Source organism: Dyella acidiphila (genome assembly GCF_014863405.1).
In the GTDB taxonomy this organism is placed as follows: domain Bacteria; phylum Pseudomonadota; class Gammaproteobacteria; order Xanthomonadales; family Rhodanobacteraceae; genus Dyella_B; species Dyella_B acidiphila.
In genome coordinates this window covers 193,070-208,339 of record NZ_JACZZA010000009.1, presented here as the reverse complement: position 1 = coordinate 208,339, position 15,270 = coordinate 193,070, and the positions used below count along the sequence as shown (strand labels likewise).

The window sequence follows — 15,270 nt, the reverse complement described above, 5'->3', positions numbered from 1 at the left end:
AGCCGGGAAGCCCATGGGAAAACGGTTACTGTGAGTCGTTCAACGGCAAATTCCGCGACGAGCTGCTGAATGGCGAGATCTTTTACACGCTGAGGGAGGCACAGGTCGTCATCGAACAATGGCGACACCACTACAACACGATTCGGCCGCATAGCGCGTTGAATTATCGGCCACCGGCTCCTGAAGCTGTCCTGCCAGCCATCCAGGATGTACATCTGAAGCTCGCTGCTTAAACTAACCCTACATCTGGACCAGTTAGTGCAGGCCACTCAGGCTTCGCAAATACAAAGTTTGTGGCCAGGTTCTACGCGACCATTCCACAAATGAAGAGTTCGTTTAGGGGTGAATTTTCATCCATAAAGGGGCCTTGTCCATCTAGGCCCGTTCTGATAATCGACGGCAATAACGTTTTCAGCGGATAGGAAAAAAGATTAGTCGTACGTGGTGATGAAAAGGGATTGCATAATTTAAGAACGTCCGCTTTCGACTGCGGTCTCAAAGGGTCAATGCAACACCCAGAGAGTGAGAAAACGGGGGCCTGTTGTGATGGCACCTATGATCCAAGCTCATCAAGAGTAGGCGGAGGCTTGGAAGTGCCTAAATTTAAGGTCTAACGCGGCACCGCAATCCTTTCACGGGCGGACGGGAAAACTTTGAACTTCTAAGGACTTACATGCGTCCCCGCTTAGGTGTTGCGTTGACCGGTTGAAGCGGCAACCCATAGCGGACATCGACGCGAAACAGCCTAAGGGGGTGAATTGATGAATGAGTCAGAAGCGATTGATCGACTCCAATCCGCCGGTCTTTTCGCAAGGCCAAGAGACTGGTCGCTCGGGCATTCAATATTCGTAGGGCGTGGGGCGTTCGAGCGAAACGGAATCAGCGGATATCAGCACGCTCGATACATCTATCAGGCGGAAGACGTCTGGCACGTCATTGATTGTGTGAACGCCGACGATATCTTTCCTACCCTCGACGCTGCGGTAGAGCACGCTGCGGCAGCTCTGATGCGTGAGAAACTGGATTAGGTCAGCTTTCGACCCATAGCGGACATAGCAACGGGGCCAGGGGGCGATCATCGATGCAAGCGAGGGCAGGCAATGGAGCGGGATGAACTGGCCGCAATAATCAGGCGAAGTGCAAGCGATTCGCTCAAAGCCGCCGGGAACATGCCTTTGGGCGTACTGGGCGTTGCCTTAGGCTGGACGTTCGAGGTTGACCCACAGGACGAAGCTGGCCGCGAAGGGTTTCGACTAAATTGGTGGACGTACTTCGATCAAGAGCCGGGCGAGGTAGAGGCCGAGTTTGCCGCCACATCGTCAGATGACCTCGTTGGGGAGCTCTGGCGTCGCCTGATCTGGGTCGATCATCAAAGCATCGTCACGAAGTCCCTGCCGACCGATCTACCCTGGTCGAGCGGGTGCTGGCTGTACCGACGCGTTATTTTCTGAGTGTCCGCTTCCGGCCCAAAGCAGACATGGGGCGCATGGGCACAGGAGTCATGAATGCCAAGGGATCGTTCAGATTTAGAGCTGGCAATTGGGAAGCTTATCGTCATGGTCCAGCGAGAGTGGCAGGAAGAGTCTGGCGATCCTGAAGCAAAAGAGAGCTTGTCTGTTATGTATCGCTGCCATGATTTGCTCCGCGCAGCAAAGGCAGATGAACTCAAGGATTTCCTCAATGGGCGCTCATTGGCTGGATACCTTGGCGGCTTGTGGCTTGGCACACACCCGAACGTAACCCCTGCTGTTGAGGCGGTGGCGAAAGCTATGGCAAAAGAAATCCAATAAGCTACATCGACACTTATGTCCGCTTCAGACCCGAGGCGGCCAGCTTTCAAGCAGGATGTTTGACCCATTAAGGCGGCGAGAGATGAGCTTTGATCTATACCTTCAGCGCTTTAAGTCCGGTGGCTCAGCGGAGGTAAGCAGAACCGAGGTTCTCGCAGTGCTTCGACGCCATACCCAGGTCGCGGCTGACAGGTTCGGCTTCTACCTGGTTGATTTTCCCGATGGCTCTAGCGTTGAATTCTCGGCCAAGGGATTGGAGGATGAAGAGAGCTTCACTGGGTGCGCATTTCTCGTTCGGGGGTTCTCGCAGAGCATTGTCGATTTCGTCTTCGATGTTGCCAAAACGGGTGACATGGTGATTTTGAATGCACAGGGGACTGGGGATGCCTCGAACCCGGTCGCGATACTTACCGACACATCACAAGCCAAGAATCTACCGACAGAAGGTTTGCCAAATCCTGTTATATGTGAATCCGGCAAGCATCTAAGTGAACTTCTCGGAGTCGGTTACCAGCACTGGCGAGAGTTTCGCGATCAAGTAACTGGCGATCGGTAAGGTCTGCTTCCGACCCGAAGCGGACACTGAGTTAGTGGCAAAATTAATGATCTATCGAGCATTTATGTCCGGCATTCGAATGGCGAGAACTATGATTTCAGCGTCCGTGCGTTCCGAGATAAACAAACGTATTGACCGGGCTGAAGCCGAGCATGGCGTTCGAGTTTTGCTTGCCGTCGAGTCAGGAAGTCGGGCCTGGGGTTTCGAATCACCAAACAGTGATTACGACGCCAGGTTCATTTACGTGCATCCCAAAGATTGGTATCTGTCGGTTGGTCTGGAGGAGCAGCGCGATGTCATCGAGTACGAGATTGTCGACGATATCGACTTGAATGGTTGGGACCTACGAAAGGCGTTGCGACTCTTTTGGAAATCCAATCCCGCTTTTGTCGAGTGGATCCAGTCCTCGATCATTTATCGCGACGTAGGTCCCTTTCGCGAATGTGTATTGGATCTACTACCCTCAACCTACTCTTGTGAGAGTGGTATCTACCACTACCGGAGTATGGCTAAAAGAAATTATCGCGGTTATCTGCGTGCCGATCTTGTCCCGCTGAAGAAGTACTTTTACGTCCTGAGGCCGCTTTTGGCTGCCCGTTGGCTGGAGCGATACGGCAATGCCGCTCCCATTGAGTTTGAGAAGCTCCTTCATCTCATTGGAGACAATCCCGTGCTTTTGGCCGACATCCATGCTTTGTTGGAAAAGAAACGGGCCGCACCTGAAATGGGTCTTGAGCCGCCAGTTCCGTCTATTCACGCCTTTATCGAAGACGAGCTTGATCGCCTGGAGAGGACCAATCCATCCAAGTCTTATCAGGCGTCCGCTATCGACAACCTAAGCGACGTTTTCCGCACCTGCTTGTCCCGGGCCTGGACCTAAATAGAATTGCGACATCGAGCTTCGTGATGTCCGCTTACGACCCAAAGCGGACATTTTTAATTTGGAAAGGACATGAATTTAGGCAGAAGTCGATCGCCACTATTTTAAAAAGGGAAAACGGTTCATGTTTACTTCAATGCGCAGATTTGGGTTGCTTGCGATTCTGTCTGCCATATACCTCCTAAGCCAGGGATGCGGCTCAGTGCAGTTGGCAGGCAAATCCGCGAGCGAAGTCTTTCATGATCCACAGGTCGTCAGCCTGATTCGAGCCGCTGGCGATCACGACGAGAAAAAGGCCAAGTCGCTACTTGTCGCCGGTGTAGACATCAATGCGTCCGGCGAAGCCGGCATAACTCCACTGATTTGGATGATTGCCAAACACGACAATGAGGCCATCCATTTATTGCTTGAGCTAGGCGCCGACCCCAATAAGCCATGGCAACAAGGGGAGGCACCAGTCTATATGGCTGCCTCCGCCGGCAATGTGCCGCTATTGAACATGCTTCTGGACTATCACGGCGACCCCAATTCTCCAGCACATCAAAGGAGCGCCATGATGATCGCCATGTTGCAGCTGCACTTCGATTGCGCGGCATTGTTGGTGAAGCGCGGTGCAGACATTAATTACCACGATGGCGTGGTTTCTAGCATCTCCGCGCCACTAGCGGTGGGACATTTCGACTGGGTCGTATGGATGCTTCGAAACGGTTACACCCATGATCTTCAACAGGCGCTTAGGGGGGTAACAAATACAGTTCCCACGGATGCGCAAGCAGGCTGGAGGGAACAGGCGTTGCAGATTATTAACCAGCGTCTCGTGGCACAATCGGCAGGCGGCTAAACGAGTGAATTGTCCGCTTTCGACCCGAAGCGGACCTCAGAGGCGGAAGGGTCAGATGGGGCGCGTTGTCTGCTCAGTGGGCGAATCGGGTGACTTTGTGAACTCATGGGATCGCAGCAAGGTAATTGAGAAGGTGGCGTCTGCGGCTGATGAACTTGGCGCGTCCAACCCGCAGCAGCAGCGACAGCTCGTTTTCAGTTGCGGTAACGCAACTGAAAAAGAGGCCTACTTTGGCCTCATGTCGTTCTTCTATGATCCGAACTTGCAGAAAAACCACTACGAACGGCAGAAATTGGCAGCCACGATATTGCTGAGCGTGGCTCCTTCGTCTCCCATCGCACTAGACGCGTCCGTTTACGCATCAGCGCAACACTGGAACTTGAGTGTCAGCGAGCTTCCTTCGTATTGGTGCAAGGTTTTTGGGCGGGAGGAAGTCATCGCGTTCTTGGACGATCTGATTGATAGTTGTAGCGAACCTAAATTGAAGCGCAGTGTTGAAGCGATGCTTTTCTGGGCACGCCGCTACGAATAGCTAATGTCTGCTTCCGACCCGTAGCTGCCATGAGAAATAGGTCCGGAGATCATGTAAATGGATCGCATGAACGTTATTTACGACCTTCGCGATGATCGCTGGCGGATCGAGCAGGTTCAAAGGGCCTCCTTAAGCAAAAAACCTGTTGGGCTGAAGATCACTCATGGATTGGTGGCTACTGAAGAATGGTGGGAAAACATCAAACAGGACCGGCTTCCGACCCATGTAGTAGAAGGGAACATTAATCAGCTTTGGATAGGGCGGACTGGCGATTATCCTGAGGTCGAAATTGCCGACGCCAATGGATTCTGTTCTCGATGGCTGCTTCCCATCGAGCGTTCAGTGGCACAACGTGATCTCAAAATTGGAAGAGCGATTGAGATTTTGTATGTACAACAAGAATTAAAAAAACCTTTCAATGGCACGGGAATGACAACTTTTCTCCTAACGGTAAAGGTGGAACTACCTTGGGCCATTCTTTCTTAGATCGGAAGCTTCAGCTGACCGCTTAGAGATGATGCGGCATATCCGCTTCCGACCCGAAGCGGACCTTTGAGTAATGGGGTCTTGATGAGAAGGTTTCTATCAGTTCTTGGCGTTGTATTTCTTGCAATTATTGTCGTTGCGTGCGGGATATTCGGCTATCTAGGCCACGTTAGATCTGGGCTCGATGCATCCAGCAAGGCTTTTGTGGATACATCGATTCCGCTCATTGCGGCGACTTGGTCGAAGGATGATTTGCTCAATCGTGCCTCCGTAGAACTTAAGCAGTCAGCGGAATCCAAGCCACGAGAGTTCCAGGCCTTTTTTTTGACTCTTGCGAAGTTGGGAGCTCTCAAGAAATACGAAGGGTCGCGCGGTGGTGCAAACGTATTTCTGGAAACCGTCAAAGGTAAAGTTGTCACGGCGTCATATATTGCAGAGGCAACGATGGAGCATGGCGAAGTTTATTTTGCCGTTCGACTGGTTCAACGCGACGGCGAGTGGCAATTCCAAAGCTTTGACGTTAAATCGCCCGCATTTGCGATTGCAACCACCACCCAGGATGTAACGGCTACCCGCGAGCCGCCAGCAGTTGGACGTTAGATGGCAGCTTTCGATCCGAAGCCTAATCCCCGCTTCCGACTCGAAGCGGCCCATTCAAACCACCTAAATTGACGACCGGAAGCGCGGCTCTCAATACCGGCAAGTTGTTCAGACCGGACCGTAACGCTAATCAGCCACCACCGGGACCCGCAGAACATTACACAATCAGTTCCCTCCCCCGACTGGCAGGGGAGGGTTGGACTGAGGCTGTACGCGCTTTCCTAGAATCACCATCCAGCACTTCCGCACAAACTTCGCAAAATCACCTCGCTACGCCCCACTCCGCTCACCGTCGGCACCTCTACCGACATAATCAACCAGCGCCTCCAATGTAGCCTGCAGCAGCTGCAGCTTCTGCGCATCAAACGGCATACGCACCGTGCGCTCCAGATGCGGATGCCGCTCCTCAAAGTTCACATACGCCTGCAACACATCCTCAATCACCGCCATGCCCAGCGCGATGCCTTCACCCGGCTTGAAAGTGAATGTCGACAGGCACGCGCGTGCCTCATGGTTCTTGTCAGCCATGTTCATCATCCTTATTGATCGATTTGCTTGAAAAAGCGGCACGCCAAACCCGTCCGGCGTGCCGCAAAAGGCGCGCTCCGTCAGTGAGCGCGCCCAGGGGCCGCCCTCATAGGTACCCGCGTGGCTTAGTCGCCGCGCGGTCGTCGAGTCGGGTCGACGTGCTGATGCAGAACGTTGAGGGCGGTATGCAGGCCGTAGCGTTGGGGGGCGGTGAGCGGTAGCAGCTGGCCGCAAAGGCGTACGCCGGGAGGCAAGAGCGGCGGTACGTAATCGCGGTCGGCAGACAAGACGCGCTCGATCGCCAACACCGCCAGGAAATAAGGATCATCCTGGTCTATGCCGGCCTGGCGCAGTTCCGCATCCGAACTCCGTAGCGGGGGGAGCGTGGGGGCGGGCGGTCGTAAAACTTCTAGCCTTGGATCGTTGCGGTCCGAAGGGCAAACGGGTGACGTATGATCGGCGGCAGCCATGATCAAGTCCTCTAGTAATTGATTGTGGTTAGCGGGTCGTGGGAGTTCCTAGCTCTCACGGCTCGCGTCTTTACCTCACATTGCTGCAAGGGTCATCGGCGACATCGCATTCACCATCGCGCCGATGACCCCAAGACAATACCCAGCCATGCTCGGGTTGTATGTAGGAATTGGATGGTCTTTGCTGTGCGTGCACCCGCCGCCGGCTGTGTAGCCGAATACGTAGCAAGCTGTACGCCGATAAAAAAAGGCCCCATGCGTACACATGGGGCCTGGAAGCCATGATGGCTCGATGCGTTCAGTTAGTGCCAATCACTCGGCCCGAATCCGCGTCAATCTTCAACGACACCTTCGCACCGGAAGGATTCTTCGCCCGTACCTTCCAGATGCCATGATCGAAATCCACATCGTGGACATCGGTATAGCCCTGCACTGACAAGGCGGAGCGGATATCCGACTCGCTCATCGGCGATACCTGCTTATCCGGATAAGCCTGGCCGGTGATCGGATCCACGCGCAGCTTTACGCGCTCGTCATTGCCGCTGCGCGCCCGCGCCGTCCATACGCCGTCATCAAAGTTCAAATCATGGATATCCGTGTAGCCCTGCTGGGTCAGCTGCGCACGGATCTGCTGCTGATTCAATGCCTGCTGCTGCGCCATCGCAACGCCAGCACACCCCAGCGCCAGCGCGATGGTCAATGAAGCAATCTTCTTCACGAACCGCTCCTCGTTGCCTGTGGGAGCACGAGTTTTGGGCGGATAACATCAATCTCCGGTGAATAATCCCTTATTTGAGTCAAGCTTGATTCATGCGCTGTCGGCGGCGTGCAACTGTCATGGCGGCCAGCGACATGACATGTTTTAACCGATTGGGCGCGCGCACCCTGCTCCGGTTACTGCGAACGCAGCAAGCCATCGCCGATGCCAAGGCACAGGCGCCATGACGCAGCAGCCTGTTTGACCAGGGCGATGCGCGGGCGATTGGTGCGCGGTCGCGGTCGAGGTGCCTGCGGTGGCGATGTGGCCAGCTTGCGCAGCAGCGTCGGGTCGGTGATGTAGCCGTGTAAACAAAGCAGATCAATCCATGGCGAGCGCACGGGCAGCTCCTGAATGGGCCGATGGCGGCTGGTCGATGGTGTTGCCGCACAGTGGCGTGGCATGCATCGAAGCACGTGCGCAGAATCGCCGGTACCAGGCGGACAGCTGTGGACGGCCGCTGCAAAAATCGTAGACCTGTCGGAATTCGATCCAGCTCAGCGCGGTAGCGAGGGCGATGGTGCCGATGTGTACGGGATCGTCCTCGGCCATGCTTGCTTCCAGATAATCGCAGGTGGCCGCGACTTTCTGCAGATGACCTTCAAGCAACGGTGCCCACCGCATGGCAGCGGGGCGACGTTCGGATTCCCAGCGCACGGCGATACCCGCATCGGCCAGGCCCATGGCGACGGCCTGCTGGAGCAGTGCGTGCAGGCGCGGCGAAGAAGACGATGGTATGAGCTTGTCGCCATCGTGCAGGCCATCGAGGTATTCGCAGATGACACTGGAATCGAACAGTACGGTGCCGTCGTCGCAGACCAGCACGGGGACTTTGCCGAGCGGATTGAGGGCGAATACTTGCTCGTTGCGCTGTACGGGGCTGGTCTCTTGGTGGATCACGTCGAGGCGTTAGGCCAGTCCGGCTTCATGGGCGAACACCAGCACTTTGCGCGCATACGGTGAGTGCGACTGATAAAGCAGCTTCATGCAACGGGTATCCCGCGTGGTGGAGGGTGCGGGCTATGCTAGAGTCCGCCCGCGCGGGCAGCCCGCAACTTGCACCGCAGCCGCGCACTTTTTCCCCGCCCCGCCCCGGCCATGCGCACAGATGACCAGTGAATTGGACAAGCTCGATCGCCGCATCCTGGTCATCCTGCAGCGGGATGCACGCCGCCCGGCCGAACTGATCGGTGCGGAGGTGGGGCTATCGGCCTCCGCGGTGCAACGGCGTATTGCGCGCATGCGCGATGACGGGGTGATTCTTGCCGAAGTTGCGGTGATCGATCCGAAACAAGCTGGACGGCCGTTGACGATGATCGTCGACGTGGAAGTGGAGCGGGAACGGCCGGAGTTGCTGGCCAGCCTCAAGCAATGGATCGGCGCCGAGCCGTGTATCCAGGAAGCGTGGTACGTGACCGGCGCCGGCGACTATGTGCTGATTGTGGTGGCGCGCGACGTCGAGGACTTCGAAGCGGTGATGCAGCGGCTGGTGACGGATAACGCCAATGTCCGCCGGTTCCAGACTCGGGTGGCGCTGAGCACGCTCAAGCGCGGGCTGCTGGTGCCGCTGGATACAACCAGCTGAGCAGTACTAGTCAGCGATGAACCCGTAGCAAAAGCGACATCCGATTTACGCGTACCGATATTCAATTGCCCATGCCGCGATCTATGGAGAGACATGACGAGCTTTCTCGCCGATTTCAGAAAACGGATAAACAGGGACGATGGCAAATACTTTCAAGTCGGCAATCGCCCGCTGCACTGGCTTGAGATTGTCGGCCTGTTGCTGACGGTGGCTGCGATTGCCCTATGGCAGCTGCACGTCAAGGCTTCGCTAAACATGCTTTGGGCGCTCTTCACTGGCATTACCGGCCTATTGCTGACGGTGCTGGGGGATACCCTGGGGCGTAGACGCCCGTAGCGACGACACCTCGCCTTTGCAGCACCGGCCATTGAAATTGGCTAGGTCAGACGGCCCTTGCCATAGATATAGAAATCGGCGAGTGATCCCGTGTCGTTGTCACCGGCATACGGATAACGATTGGGTATATGCGCCAGCAGCCGCCAGCCCGGTGCATTGGCGCGCACCCAGCGGCTGAACTGGCGGTGGCGCACATGTGCGGTCTGGCTGGGCACTTCGTCTTTATCGGACGAATAGATCACCACGTAATCGCGCCCGGCGCCGAACAAGGTATTCATGTAGGCGTGGTACACCTCGTCTTCGATGAGGTGATAAATCACGTCCAGCGACAGCGCGAGTTGCGCGGTCTGCCCTGCGTAGTCATGCACCAGCAGGAACGACTTGCTCGGATCGCTGGCGAAGCGGCGCATGCAGCCTTCGATAGCGTGCGGGCTGACGTCGAGACCGAGATACGACGGGTAGCGCGCCAGGGTCAGCTGGTTGCCGTCGCCGCAGCCGAACTCGATCACTTCGCCAATGCCGTGGCGGACGACGAAGTCGTTCAGCACCTCGGCCTTGAATTCAGCGAGACGGTTATACGAACCGGCACCGGAGTTGCCGCCTTCGCGATAGCGCTCGATCCAGTATTCCTCCGAGCCGTGGAACTGCCGCGGCGGGTGGAACCAGCGACGGTAGACATTTTGTGCAACGGGGCCGAGCACGGGAATCCGCTTGATGAGATTTTTCATGGCAGCGCTCCGCTAAGCTGAAGATCGTTGTCGCCTAGAGCGGTTACCCCCGGGCCCACGCGTCGGCATCGATGGTGTTGCGGCTTTCAAGCGACGAAGCGGGGTGCCATCACCCACGCAAACGCGTCGCCTGGAATATGGGCGATCTAGGCTACTCGTTCTTGCGCTGAAAGATGTCACCACCGCAGGCCTGGCAAGGGGCCGCACTTCAGCATCGATATAGTTTCTTTTTCCGTCCCAATGGAACGCGCTGAAGACCGCCTGATCCGCGCGCAAGGTTCATGCCGCTACGGCGGCATGGCGGCTTTCTTCACATTTGCCTCACGCGGATCGCCGTAGCAAAGCGTACTTGGCCGGGCGGCCGATTCCGCCATCGCCGCCGCTCATTCACTACAGCTCGAAGCAAGCTTGCACTGGGGACAGGGGATGACATTGAAAGACTTGCCCGGCGAGGAACCGGGCGAATCGAAGCGTCAACGGGATTTGTGGTCGCTGCGCCTGCTGGACAGCCCCAGAGAAGAACAACTGGATGTCATCACGCAGCTCACCGCGCAAAGCCTGAACATGCCGGTAGCCTTGATCACGCTGGTCGACCGCCATCGGCAATGGTTCAAATCGACCTACGGCTGGGATGCGCAGGAAACGCCGCGGGATGTGTCGTTCTGCTCGTTTGCGCTGCACGAGCCGGAGCTCCTGGTGGTGGAAGACGCCACCCGCGACGTGCGCTTTGCAGACAATCCGCTGGTGACCGGCGAGCCGCACGTACGGTTTTACGCAGGCGCGGTGATTCGCAGCCCGGCCAAGACCCCGCTGGGCACCTTATGCGTGGTCGATCACAAGCCCAGAACGCTTAGCAGCAGCGACCGGCAGCAGCTGCTCCGGTTGGCGCAGCTGGTGGAGTCGGAGATTCGCCAGCGCAACCTGGTGGGGAAATTGCTGGCGGAAATCGAAAAGGACAAGGAACTCGGCGAGGAACGGCCGGTGCTCGGCCGTACCGAAATCTACGGACACGTGGTCGAGGCGATCAAGCAGGGTCGGCCGTTTGTGCTTGGGCTGGGGCGGCTGCGTCCGTTCGAGCTGGCCAGGTCGCTCAATATTCCCGAGGACGAGCTGCATCGCGAATTGCTCGAACGGCTGCGGCTGCTGCCGGCCGATGTCACCTATGGCGCGTGGCGCCAGGATAGCTTCGCCTTGTTCAAGGCCAGCGATGCCACCGTAGGTATTCCCGCGCTGGTCGCCGATCTGGAACGCTGCCTGGGCAACGCTTTTGAAATTCTCCCGCACGGCCGCTACGCCACCGTCTGCGTGGGCATCAGCGAGTATCCGGCCGACGGCATCAGCGCGCGCACGCTGTTCCAGGCCGCCGACAGCGTGCTGCCTTCGCATACCAGCAGCAACAAGTTGCTCAACGTGGCGGTGCACTCCTCGGCCGGCAAGACGCCGGAACATTTGAAGGAAGAGATGATCCGCCGCCTGCAGGACGGGATCCTGCACGATCGCATCTATCTGGAATACCAGCCCATCGTCGATATCTATACGCGGGCACTGGTGCGGGCCGAGGCGCTGCTGCGCTGGAAAGATCCGGAGCTTGGCAACGTGTCGCCGGCGGATTTTATTCCCGTGGCCGAAAAATCGGGGCTTATCGTGCGCCTCGGCAGCCTGGTGATCACCAACATCGTCAAGGATATGCAGGCGCGCGTCGCGGCGGGGAAAAAGCCGATCCCCATTTCGCTGAACATCTCCGGCAAGCAGATCCGCGATCCGGAGTTCATCACGTTCCTGCAGGACAGCCTGAAAAACACCCCGCTGTCGCCGGGCGACCTGGAGCTGGAAGTCACCGAGAGCAGCCTGATCGAAGATCTGCCGCGTGCGGCAGAAACGATGAAGGAGGTGCATCGCATGGGCATTACCTGCGCCATCGACGACTTCGGCGTCGGCTTTTCTTCGTTCAACTACCTGCGCCACCTGCCCGTGCGCAATTTGAAGATCGACAAGGATTTCGTGCGCGAGGTCGACACCAACCAGCGCGACAACGAGATTGTCTCGGCGATCATCCGCCTCGCCCATGCGCTGGGCATGAGCGTGACGGCGGAAGGCGTGGAAACCGAGGAGCAGTTGCACGCGCTGCGCAACCTGGGCTGCGATTTGATCCAGGGCTACCTGATTGCGCGGCCGAACGCGTTCGAGGCCTTGAACGAGTATTGCTAGGCACCTGCTGCAAGTAACCATACCCACCTGCTGCCGCTCTTTGGCATAGTCCACGCCACGCCTTGGTGCAGGGGAAAGGAACACAGGTGGGTACAGCAGATACAGCTACCGTGCGGATCGGCGCACTGGCACCCCTGAGCCGGCCCGGCTGGGTGGAGGCAGGTCGGCATTTGCTGGCCGGCCTGGAACTGGCGGCGCGCGAGGTCAATGGCCGCGGTGGAATCCTGGGCAAGCCGATTGAATTGATCGTGCGCGATACGGCGGCCGATCCGGCCAAGGCGACCGCCGCGGTGGATGAATTGGCGCAGCTGGGCGTGGCCGCGCTGGTGGGGGAATATCACAGCGTGGTCGCCCGTGCCGTTGCGGCGCGCGCCGATGCGCTCGGCCTGCCCTTTCTGTGCTCGTCCGCGGTGCTCGATGCGCTTGCCGAACAGGCCACCGACTGGGTGGCGCGGCTGCCCCCGGCGCAATCGTATGGTTGGCGGGTCTATGCCGATTTTCTGCTTGGTGCGGGCCATCGCCGCGTCGCGGTCGCGATTCAATCGAGTGTGTACTGGGCTGCCGGTGTGCGTATTTTGCGCGAGCGACTCGCAGCAGCTGGCGGCAGCTTGGTCGAACTGGATATGAGCACGCTTGCGCCTGATGCCGTAGGTGATGCATTGGCTGGACATGGGGCAAGCGCCCTGCTGTTGCTGGTTGGATATCCGGAACCTGCGGCGTCGATCGTTCGGGCGGTGCGCAGCGATTCGCGCCTGACGCCGCTGCTGATCGGCGCGCCGGCAGGGCAACCGGAGTTTGCGGAATGGGCGAGCTTGCTGGGCCAGGACGGCCGTGCCATTCCGTTCCTGCGCTATCTGCCCGAGCAGCTGAGCGAACTCGGCGTACGCATCGAAAAAGCATTGCGCGAACAGTTGGCTGAGGCGCCTTCCTTCGTGGCACTCGAGGGCTACGACACCATCATGGTGCTGGCCGATGTGCTGCAATACCGCGCGGAAGGACTGACTTGTGCGCAGGCGTGGGCACGTGTTGCCGTGGAAGGTACGCGCGGCAAGATCCGGTTCTCGCGCGTGCCGGGCATTCATGTGTGGCAATGGGCGTGGGCGCCGGTGCAGGTGGTTGATCGCGATCCGGAGCAGTCGGAGCGATATCGAATCCTTCACACAGGGTAAGAGGTTGCCGCTTTTAAAGCCTGATGCCGCATACCTCCGCGTACCGTTCATCCCTCAATACACCGCGCTACCTCAGCACACCGCGCCACCTCAACACATCACGCCGCCTCAACGCCGTCATTCCCGCGAAAGCGGGAATCCATTTTGACCTTACGCATCAGAGCAAATGGATTCCCGCTTTCGCGGAAATGACGGCACTATGGCATTTGTGCACATGGCGAAAGAATGTGGCGTGCGAGGCTGTCAGCTCATACGTCACGCGCTGATTGCGCGGCGTGCGAGGCTGTGAACACACGCACCACACACGACTTACTCAGCCTTGAGCGGCGCCATGTCGATCACGAAGCGATAGCGCATTTCGGCCTTTTCCATACACCGAAAGCGTGATGGATATCATCCATGCCGTTCATCCCTTTGCACACCGCGCCGTCTCAACACATCGCGCTGCCTCAACAAACCACACCACCTCAACGCCGTCATTCCCGCGAAAGCGGGAATCCATTTTGACTTTACGCATCAGAGCAAATGGATTCCCGCTTTCGCGGGAATGACGGCACTATGGCATTTGTGTGCATGGCGAAAGAATGTGGCGTGCGAGGCTGTCAGCTCATACGCCACGCACGGCTTACGCGGCATGCGTGGCTGCCAGCTCACACACCACGCACGACTTACGCGGCATGCGTGGCTGCCAGCTCACACACCACGCGCGGCTTACGCGGCTTGCGAGGCTTCCAGCTCACACACCACGCACGACTTACTCGGCCTTGAGCGACGCCATGTCGATCACGAAGCGATAGCGCACATCGGCCTTTTCCATACGCTCGAACGCATGATGGATCTCATCCATGCGGATCATTTCGCAATCGGGCAGGATCTTCATGCGGGCGCAGAAATCGAGCATTTCCTGGGTTTCAGCAATGCCGCCGATGGGCGAGCCGGCCACGCGGCGGCGGCCCAGCAGCAGCGGCACGGTGGACTGCTCGGCCATCGGGCCGATCTGTCCCACGATGACCAGCGTGCCATCGATATCGAGCAGCGGCATGTACGGGTTGAGGTCGTGCTTGACCGGCACGGTATCGATGATCAGGTCCATGCTGGATGCGGCCTTGTCCATGGCGGCCTTGTCGGTGGACAGCAGCAGGCGATCGGCGCCCAGGGCCAGCGCATCGGCTTGCTTGTCCGCGCTGCGGCTCAGCACGGTGACGTCGGCGCCCAGGCCTACGGCGAGCTTCACCGCCATATGGCCGAGGCCGCCCAGGCCGAGCACGCCGACGCGGCTGCCGGGCCCGATGTTCCAGGTGCGCAGCGGCGAATAGGTGGTGATGCCGGCGCACAGCAGCGGTGCTGTGCGAGCCAGGTCCAGGCCATCGGGAACGCTCAGGGTGAACTCTTCGCGCACTACCAGGTGCTTGGAATAGCCGCCGTAGGTGGGCTCGCCAGTGATGCGGTCGCGGCCGTTGTAGGTTTGCGTATTGCCGCGCCGGCACAGCTGTTCCTCGCCCTTGCGGCACTGATCGCATTCCATGCAGGAATCGACCATGCAACCGACGGCGACGGCATCGCCTACTTTATGGCGCGTGACGCCACTGCCCACCGCGGTGACGCGTCCGACGATCTCGTGGCCGGGCACGATCGGATAGGTGCTCCAGCCCCAGTCGTTGCGGGCCTGATGCAGATCCGAGTGGCAGATGCCGCAATACAGAACCTCCATGGCGACATCGTTCGGCCGCAGGGCGCGGCGTTCGAAGCTGAAAGGGGCGAGCGGCGAAACGGCGGAGGATGCGGCGTAGCCAATGGTTTTCAT

21 protein-coding genes are annotated in these 15,270 nt (G+C 58.2%); 14 read left to right on the top strand and 7 right to left on the bottom strand.

The window, feature by feature from the left end; all coding sequences use genetic code 11:
• The 10 genes from IGX34_RS15445 to IGX34_RS15400 all read left to right on the top strand — a co-directional run.
• Window positions 1–233, top strand: a 233-nt coding sequence (locus tag IGX34_RS15445; protein WP_192556616.1) for an integrase core domain-containing protein, incomplete at its 5' end; no start/stop codon positions are given.
• A 528-nt stretch (window positions 234–761) separates the two neighbouring features.
• Window positions 762–1,028: a hypothetical protein gene (locus IGX34_RS15440; RefSeq protein WP_192556615.1), complete on the top strand. Its 267-nt coding sequence runs from the start codon at window positions 762–764 to the stop codon at window positions 1,026–1,028.
• Window positions 1,029–1,100: 72 nt separating this feature from the next.
• Entirely contained in the window at window positions 1,101–1,451 is a 351-nt protein-coding gene (locus IGX34_RS15435; protein ID WP_192556614.1) for a hypothetical protein, read from the top strand.
• 54 nt (window positions 1,452–1,505) lie between these two features.
• Window positions 1,506–1,790, top strand: coding sequence for a hypothetical protein (locus IGX34_RS15430; RefSeq protein ID WP_192556613.1), 285 nt, complete (start codon window positions 1,506–1,508; stop codon window positions 1,788–1,790).
• A gap of 82 nt (window positions 1,791–1,872) precedes the next feature.
• The gene (locus IGX34_RS15425; protein ID WP_192556612.1) at window positions 1,873–2,346 is read left to right on the top strand and encodes a hypothetical protein; all 474 of its coding nucleotides are present in this window, start codon (window positions 1,873–1,875) and stop codon (window positions 2,344–2,346) included.
• Window positions 2,347–2,437: 91 nt separating this feature from the next.
• On the top strand, window positions 2,438–3,226 hold the full coding sequence (locus tag IGX34_RS15420) for a nucleotidyltransferase domain-containing protein (RefSeq protein ID WP_192556611.1): 789 nt from the start codon (window positions 2,438–2,440) through the stop codon (window positions 3,224–3,226).
• Window positions 3,227–3,350: 124 nt separating this feature from the next.
• Window positions 3,351–4,067: an ankyrin repeat domain-containing protein gene (locus tag IGX34_RS15415; protein WP_192556610.1), complete on the top strand. Its 717-nt coding sequence runs from the start codon at window positions 3,351–3,353 to the stop codon at window positions 4,065–4,067.
• 55 nt (window positions 4,068–4,122) lie between these two features.
• Complete coding sequence (locus IGX34_RS15410) at window positions 4,123–4,599, top strand: hypothetical protein (RefSeq protein WP_192556609.1); 477 nt, start codon at window positions 4,123–4,125, stop codon at window positions 4,597–4,599.
• Window positions 4,600–4,656: 57 nt separating this feature from the next.
• On the top strand, window positions 4,657–5,085 hold the full coding sequence (locus tag IGX34_RS15405) for a hypothetical protein (protein ID WP_192556608.1): 429 nt from the start codon (window positions 4,657–4,659) through the stop codon (window positions 5,083–5,085).
• Window positions 5,086–5,169: 84 nt separating this feature from the next.
• Window positions 5,170–5,685: a hypothetical protein gene (locus IGX34_RS15400; RefSeq protein WP_192556607.1), complete on the top strand. Its 516-nt coding sequence runs from the start codon at window positions 5,170–5,172 to the stop codon at window positions 5,683–5,685.
• Between the two features lie 270 nt (window positions 5,686–5,955).
• On the opposite strand, the gene IGX34_RS15395 is transcribed toward IGX34_RS15400, so the two are convergent.
• The 5 genes from IGX34_RS15395 to IGX34_RS15375 all read right to left on the bottom strand — a co-directional run bounded on the left by IGX34_RS15395 (window position 5,956) and on the right by IGX34_RS15375 (window position 8,340).
• Window positions 5,956–6,213 carry a hypothetical protein gene (locus IGX34_RS15395; protein WP_192556606.1) on the bottom strand — a complete coding sequence of 86 codons (258 nt, stop codon included), beginning with the start codon at window positions 6,211–6,213 and terminating at the stop codon, window positions 5,956–5,958.
• Window positions 6,214–6,338: 125 nt separating this feature from the next.
• Window positions 6,339–6,683 carry a hypothetical protein gene (locus IGX34_RS15390; protein ID WP_192556605.1) on the bottom strand — a complete coding sequence of 115 codons (345 nt, stop codon included), beginning with the start codon at window positions 6,681–6,683 and terminating at the stop codon, window positions 6,339–6,341.
• Between the two features lie 298 nt (window positions 6,684–6,981).
• A complete protein-coding gene (locus IGX34_RS15385) occupies window positions 6,982–7,401 on the bottom strand; it encodes a PepSY domain-containing protein (protein ID WP_338015486.1) in 420 nt (139 codons plus the stop codon).
• A gap of 176 nt (window positions 7,402–7,577) precedes the next feature.
• The gene (locus tag IGX34_RS15380; protein WP_192556604.1) at window positions 7,578–7,781 is read right to left on the bottom strand and encodes a hypothetical protein; all 204 of its coding nucleotides are present in this window, start codon (window positions 7,779–7,781) and stop codon (window positions 7,578–7,580) included.
• A complete protein-coding gene (locus tag IGX34_RS15375; protein WP_338015485.1) occupies window positions 7,762–8,340 on the bottom strand; it encodes a glutathione S-transferase family protein in 579 nt (192 codons plus the stop codon). The genes IGX34_RS15380 and IGX34_RS15375 overlap by 20 nt, the downstream gene beginning before the upstream one ends.
• Before the next feature lie 208 nt (window positions 8,341–8,548).
• Here IGX34_RS15375 and IGX34_RS15370 point away from each other — a divergent pair, with 208 nt between their 5' ends.
• Together IGX34_RS15370 and IGX34_RS15365 are read left to right on the top strand one after the other, a co-directional pair.
• Window positions 8,549–9,025 (top strand): Lrp/AsnC family transcriptional regulator, encoded by a 477-nt coding sequence (locus tag IGX34_RS15370; RefSeq protein ID WP_192556603.1) that lies wholly within the window; start codon window positions 8,549–8,551, stop codon window positions 9,023–9,025.
• A 93-nt stretch (window positions 9,026–9,118) separates the two neighbouring features.
• Complete coding sequence (locus IGX34_RS15365) at window positions 9,119–9,361, top strand: hypothetical protein (RefSeq protein WP_192556602.1); 243 nt, start codon at window positions 9,119–9,121, stop codon at window positions 9,359–9,361.
• A gap of 41 nt (window positions 9,362–9,402) precedes the next feature.
• Here IGX34_RS15365 and IGX34_RS15360 read toward each other — a convergent pair whose 3' ends face one another.
• Entirely contained in the window at window positions 9,403–10,089 is a 687-nt protein-coding gene (locus IGX34_RS15360) for a class I SAM-dependent methyltransferase (RefSeq protein WP_192556601.1), read from the bottom strand.
• Between the two features lie 426 nt (window positions 10,090–10,515).
• Between IGX34_RS15360 and IGX34_RS15355 the strand changes: the two genes are divergently transcribed.
• Both IGX34_RS15355 and IGX34_RS15350 read left to right on the top strand, forming a co-directional pair.
• Complete coding sequence (locus IGX34_RS15355) at window positions 10,516–12,297, top strand: sensor domain-containing phosphodiesterase (protein ID WP_192556600.1); 1,782 nt, start codon at window positions 10,516–10,518, stop codon at window positions 12,295–12,297.
• Window positions 12,298–12,383: 86 nt separating this feature from the next.
• Entirely contained in the window at window positions 12,384–13,466 is a 1,083-nt protein-coding gene (locus IGX34_RS15350) for an ABC transporter substrate-binding protein (protein WP_338015484.1), read from the top strand.
• Between the two features lie 754 nt (window positions 13,467–14,220).
• Here IGX34_RS15350 and IGX34_RS15345 read toward each other — a convergent pair.
• Window positions 14,221–15,270, bottom strand: a complete 1,050-nt coding sequence (locus IGX34_RS15345) for an NAD(P)-dependent alcohol dehydrogenase (protein ID WP_192556598.1) — start codon at window positions 15,268–15,270, stop codon at window positions 14,221–14,223.